Raw genomic sequence first — 5613 nt, forward strand, 5'->3', positions numbered from 1 at the left:
CCACCGAGATCGCGGTCACGGCCCGCAGGTGCGCCTCCGCATCGACCCAGCCGTCGGCGACGAGCTGGGCGATGAACTCGTCGTTGAACAGCCGGTCGGACAGCAGCAGCGCCACTGCCGGCACCCCGAACGCGAGGTTGAGGGCGACGTTCACCCCGGCCAGGCGCCAGCTCCACGAGCCGGCGCGGTACAGCACCACGACGAAGACCATCTCGGCGAGCAGCACCGCGAGGAACCACGGCAGCCAGAAGCTCCACAGCGCGGGGTCGAGCACCGGAACGGCCTCCCCGCCACTGCGCACCGGCGAGGCGTGGTGCTGCCAGATGAGGGCGCCCGCGGTGACGACCAGCAGCGCGAGCGACACGGCGGTGTCACCCAGGGAGACCCGTCGAGCGGCCGAGATGTCCGGGAGCTGGTCCGGGGTCCAGGCGACCAGGGGCTTCGGCATCGCGCTCGAGCGCTCGATGACGGCGAACACCAGCGTGGTCCAGAACAGGATGTGACCGGTGACGGCGAGCCCGGTCAGCACGGCGGAGGCGACGATCTCGCCGATGGCGTGTCCGTCGTCTCCCAGGAGGGCCTGCGCGAGCGCCGAGCCCGCCATCGACAGCGGGACGACGATGCCCAGCAGGAGCCTCACGAGCCGCAGCCAGTCCGGGTACACCGCGGGGCCGATGAGGTGCAGCGGGCGGCCGGTGTAGCCGGCGGCGAGGCGCATCGGGTCGCCCAGCTCGGTCAGGACCTGGCGCTCTGCCTGTGCCCGGTCGGACGCACCTGCAGCCAGGCGGCCGTCGATCATGTCCTCGATCGTCGCGCGCAGCTCGCGCTCGACCTCGGGGCGCTGGGCGTCGTCGAGGCCGCGCGCGGTGGCCTCGACATAACGGTCGGTGAGCGTGGCGGCCATTCGGGCGGGTCCTCTCGTGAGCAGAGCAGGGTGGCGATCAGGTGAGCTTGACGATGGAGTCGCGCAGGGCGCCCCAGTCATCGAGGAGGGCGTCGAGCACCTCGAGGCCCTCCTCGCTGGTGCGGTAGAACTTGCGCGGCCTCGCCTCGTCGGTGTTCCACTCGGCGCTGAGCAGTCCCTGCCTCTCGAGGCGGCGCAGCAGCGGGTAGAGCGTGTTCGCGTCGACGCTGAGCCCGGCATCGCCCAGCGTCTCGAGCAGCGCGTAGCCGTAGCTCGGGTCGCGGAGCGTGGCGAGGCAGGCGACGACCACGGTGCCGCGGCGCAGCTCCTGCAGGTGCCCGGCCAGGGCGTCGGGGTCGACGGGGCTCATGCCTGACACGATACTGTGTGTTACACACTATGACAACAGACACGTTGTTGTGGGCTCGGCGTCGCGCCGCCCTCGGCGCGCCGCTGCCTGCCCCTGTCCACCACCTGCCGACCACCTGCCGTGGAGCTGCCGGCCACGTGCCGACCACCTGCCGTGGAGCTCCTGACCGCCCGCCGACCGAGCCGCCGACGGCCGATGACAGCCCGACCGTGCCGGCGTAGCGTCAGTCGGTGGACCACTTCACGGTGAAGCGGCCCTGCCACGACAGGAGGGTTGAGGAGTGTTCATCCAGATCATCCAGGGAAAGTGCCGCGACGCCGACCGGCTGCACCAGCTGAGCGACGAGTGGCGAGAGACGCTGGGGCCGACGGCTGAGGGCTGGCTCGGCGGGACCTACGGGGTCACCGACGACAACGAGTTCGTCGGCGTCGTGCGGTTCGAGTCCAAGGAGGCTGCGGCCCGCAACTCCGCGAGGCCGGAGCAGGGCGCCTGGTGGCAGAAGATGCAGGAGTGCTTCGAGGGTGACGTCACCTTCCACGACTGCGACAACGCATCCCTCTTCCTGCAGGGCGGCGCCGACGACGCGGGCTTCGTGCAGGTCATCCAGGGCCGGCTCACCGACCCGGAGCGCTTCCGCCGCTTCATGGAGCAGCCGATGGACACCCTCCACGAGGCCCGGCCCGAGATCATCGGCGGCACCATCGCCATCGACGACGACGGCTACTTCACGGAGACCGTGGCCTTCCGCAGCGAGTCGGAGGCGCGCGAGGGCGAGCGCAGGGAGATGCCGTCGGACATGCAGCAGCAGTTCGCGGAGGAGATGTCCCAGGTGCAGGACCTGCGCTACCTCGACCTGCACCACCCGTGGTTCGCGACCGCGATGCGCGGAGGAAGCGCGCAGGCCTAGTCCGCCCGACGGCGACCCCGGGGCGACCGGCCGACGGCCTCGTCGGCCAGCGCCCCGGGTGGGCTGTGCCGCAAGGTCTCGTCGCGCAGGTGGGAGGTCTTCCAGTTCGCGACGAGCACGAACGAGACGACCACCAGCAGCGCCCAGGACCCGAACTTCCCGACGTGCACCATCGACCAGCCGTCCGCCTGGTCGGGGTACTGCCATGCCTGGAAGACGGTGGAGACGTTCTCGGCCAGCCACAGGAAGAAGCCGATCAGGACGAACGAGACCGCCAGCGGCATCCGGTAGCGGTGCTCCCCCACCGTGTAGTGGACCCAGGTCCGCCACGTGACAGCCACCAGGAGCAGAGCCAGCAGCAGCCGGACGTCGGGCAGGACGTGGTGGGTGAGGAAGTTGGCGTAGATGGCCGCCGCGAGGACGGCCGTGGCAACGGGCCGGTAGGCGGTGAGCCGCAGGTCCAGCAGCCTCCAGGCCCGCGCGATGTAGGAGCCGACGGCGGCATACATGAAACCGCTGTAGAGCGGGACGCCGGCCACCTTGGTGAGGGCGTCCTCGGGGTAGGACCACGACCCGAGGCGCACCTTCAGCACCTCGAACACCAGGCCGACCACGTGGAAGGCCAGCGTGCCGAGCACCTCGCGCCCCGTCTCCAGGCGCAGCGCCCAGAAGGCCACCGTCGCGAGCACGCCGTAGACGAGCAGGGCGTCGTACCGCGCGATCGGCAGCGGCAACACCGTCGAGAGCGCCAGCCCGGCGAAGATGACGACCGCGAACGCGCAGGCGCGGGCCTCGAGCCACGCGAACCGCAGCAGCTGCGCGAGCGCGTGTCCCACTCCCCCCATGTGCGCCACCCTACGACGGCGGCCACGCAGACCCCCGGAACCCCCGCGGTCGAGGTAAAAACGCCGGGGAACCCCGGCGGTTTTACCTCGACCCAGAAGGGGTGGGGTGGGCGTCAGTGGGAGTGCGAGGCCTCGAGCATCTGCTCGCGGCCGGAGCCGAGCACCGTCAGGGGCAGCAGCGTCTTGCCCGTGGGCCCGATCTCGATCTCGGTGTTCATCTGAGGACACACGCCGCAGTCGAAGCACGGGGTCCAGCGGCAGTCGTCGACCTCGGTCTCGTCGAGGGCGTCCTGCCAGTCGTCCCAGAGCCACTCCTTGTCGAGCCCGGAGTCGATGTGGTCCCAGGGCAGCACCTCGGACTCGCCGCGCTCGCGCGTGGTGTACCAGGCCACGTCGACAGGCAGGTCCGCCAGAGCAGACTCGGCGCAGCGCATCCACCGCTCGTAGGAGAAGTGCTCGCTCCAGCCGTCGAAGCGGCCGCCGTCGCGCCACACCGCCTCGATCACCCGGCCGACCCGACGGTCCCCGCGCGAGAGCAGTCCCTCGACGATGCCCGGCTTGCCGTCGTGGTAACGGAAGCCGATCGAGGAGCCGTAGCGCTTGTCGGAGCGGATCGCGTCGCGCAGCTTCTCCAGCCGCGCGTCGGTCTCCTCCGCTCCGAGCTGGCCGCACCACTGGAAGGGCGTGTGCGGCTTGGGCACGAAGCCACCGATGGAGACGGTGCAGCGGATGTCGCGCCGGCCGCTGACCTGCCGGCCGGTCTCGATGACCTTCTTCGCGAGCTCCGCGATCTGCAGGACGTCCTCGTCGGTCTCCGTCGGCAGCCCGCACATGAAGTAGAGCTTGACCTGCCGCCAGCCCGCGCCGTAGGCGGCCGCGACGGTGTTGATGAGGTCCTCCTCGGACACCATCTTGTTGATGACCTTGCGGATCCGCTCGCTGCCACCCTCCGGGGCGAAGGTCAGCCCGGAGCGGCGTCCGTTGCGGGTCAGCTCGTTGGCGAGGTCGATGTTGAACGCGTCGACCCGGGTCGACGGCAGCGACAGGCCGGTCTCGGTGCCCTCGTAGCGGTCGGCGAGGCCCTTGGTGATGTCGGCGATCTCGCTGTGGTCGGCGGAGGACAGCGAGAGCAGCCCGACCTCCTCGAAACCCGTTGCGGCAAGGCCGCGCTCGACCATCTCGCCGATGCCGGTGATGGAGCGCTCGCGCACCGGGCGGGTGATCATGCCGGCCTGGCAGAACCGGCAGCCGCGGGTGCAGCCACGGAAGATCTCGACCGACATGCGCTCGTGCACCGACTCGGCCAGCGGCACGAGCGGCTGCTTCGGGTAGGGCCAGGCGTCGAGGTCCATCACGGTGTGCTTGCTGACCCGCCACGGCACGCCGGTCGCCTCGGGTCGGGGGGCGACCCGCTGGATGCGACCGTCGGGGAGGTAGTCGACGTCGTAGAGCGAGGGCACGTAGACCCCACCGGTGCGGGCCAGGCGCAGCAGCAGCTCGCGCCGGCCACCCGGCCTACCCTCGGCCTTCCACGCGCCGACCAGGTCGGTCACCGCGAGCACGGCCTCCTCGCCGTCGCCGACGATGGCCGCGTCGAGGAAGTCGGCGATGGGCTCGGGGTTGAAGGCCGCGTGGCCGCCCGCGACCACGATCGGGTCGTCGTCGGAGCGGTCGGCCGCGTGCAGCGGGATGCCGGCGAGGTCGAGCGCGGTGAGCATGTTCGTGTAGCCGAGCTCGGTGGAGAACGAGACGCCGAACAGGTCGAAGTCACGCACCGACCGGTGGGCGTCGACGGTGAACTGCGGCACCTCGGCGTCACGCATGAGGCGCTCGAGGTCGGGCCACACGGCGTACGTGCGCTCGGCGAGGGCGTCCTCGCGCTCGTTGAGCACCTCGTAGAGGATCATGACGCCCTGGTTGGGCACGCCGACCTCGTAGGCGTCGGGGTACATCAGCGCCCACCGCGTCGTGAGCTCTTCGCCGTCCGGGCCGAACCCGCCGCAGTCCCAGTCCTTCACCGTCGAGTTGAGCTCACCGCCGACGTACTGGATGGGCTTGGACACCTGCTCGAGGAGCGGCTCGAGGGCAGGGAAGACGGACTCGCCAGACATGGGTTCAAGGGTAACCGCGGGCCTTCCGCAGCCCGAATCCGTGCACAGCGGCGGCGGCATACTGGGCCTGTGGGCGCCGCAGAGCGGGTGCGGGAGGCGATGGCAGCCGTGCCGCGCAAGGCCTTTCTGCCGAAGGCGCAGCGGTTCTTCGCCCCCGCGGACACGCCGCTGCCGATCGGCCACGGCCAGACCAACTCCCAGCCCAGCACCGTCCGGGCGATGCTCGAGCTGCTCGACGTGCAGCCGGGCCAGCGGGTGCTCGACGTGGGCGCCGGCTCCGGGTGGACCACGGCCATCCTCGCGAGGCTGTGCGGCCCGGAGGGCACCGTCGTGGGCGTGGAGCGGGTGCCGGAGCTCGTCGCGTTCGGGTCAGCCAACGTCGAGGCCGCGGGTATGCCGTGGGCGCACGTCGAGCGGGCGTCCCCCACAGTGCTCGGGGCGCCGGACCATGCGCCGTACGACCGGATCCTCGTCTC

At 71.0% G+C, this 5613-nt stretch carries 6 protein-coding genes; 2 read left to right on the forward strand and 4 right to left on the reverse strand.

Features of this window, described 5'->3' with window-relative positions; translation table 11 throughout:
* Together VIB11_RS13865 and VIB11_RS13870 are read right to left on the reverse strand one after the other, a co-directional pair.
* Nucleotides 1-904 (reverse strand): permease prefix domain 1-containing protein (locus tag VIB11_RS13865; RefSeq protein ID WP_332031824.1); only part of this gene is annotated, 904 nt, incomplete at its 3' end.
* A gap of 37 nt (nt 905-941) precedes the next feature.
* A complete protein-coding gene (locus VIB11_RS13870; RefSeq protein ID WP_332031825.1) occupies nt 942-1274 on the reverse strand; it encodes a PadR family transcriptional regulator in 333 nt (110 codons plus the stop codon).
* A 280-nt stretch (nt 1275-1554) separates the two neighbouring features.
* Here VIB11_RS13870 and VIB11_RS13875 point away from each other — a divergent pair, with 280 nt between their 5' ends.
* Complete coding sequence (locus VIB11_RS13875; RefSeq protein WP_332031826.1) at nt 1555-2181, forward strand: hypothetical protein; 627 nt, start codon at nt 1555-1557, stop codon at nt 2179-2181.
* Here the strand turns inward: VIB11_RS13875 and VIB11_RS13880 are convergent.
* Nucleotides 2178-3026, reverse strand: a complete 849-nt coding sequence (locus tag VIB11_RS13880) for a DUF817 domain-containing protein (RefSeq protein ID WP_332031827.1) — start codon at nt 3024-3026, stop codon at nt 2178-2180. The genes VIB11_RS13875 and VIB11_RS13880 overlap by 4 nt on opposite strands.
* Nucleotides 3027-3139: 113 nt before the next feature.
* Entirely contained in the window at nt 3140-5137 is a 1998-nt protein-coding gene (locus VIB11_RS13885; protein ID WP_332031828.1) for a TIGR03960 family B12-binding radical SAM protein, read from the reverse strand.
* 69 nt (nt 5138-5206) lie between these two features.
* Here VIB11_RS13885 and VIB11_RS13890 point away from each other — a divergent pair.
* The coding region (locus VIB11_RS13890; RefSeq protein ID WP_332031829.1) for a protein-L-isoaspartate O-methyltransferase family protein at nt 5207-5613 on the forward strand (407 nt) is incomplete at its 3' end.

This window comes from Pedococcus sp., assembly GCF_036554925.1.
Lineage (GTDB): Bacteria > Actinomycetota > Actinomycetes > Actinomycetales > Dermatophilaceae > Pedococcus_A.

Excerpts from the sequence above, each read along its gene's own strand:
- VIB11_RS13870 (WP_332031825.1), bottom strand. The coding sequence starts at position 1,274 with ATGAGCCCCGTCGACCCCGACGCCCTGGCCGGGCACCTGCAGGAGCTG.
- VIB11_RS13880 (WP_332031827.1), bottom strand. The coding sequence starts at position 3,026 with ATGGGGGGAGTGGGACACGCGCTCGCGCAGCTGCTGCGGTTCGCGTGG.
- VIB11_RS13885 (WP_332031828.1), bottom strand. The coding sequence starts at position 5,137 with ATGTCTGGCGAGTCCGTCTTCCCTGCCCTCGAGCCGCTCCTCGAGCAG.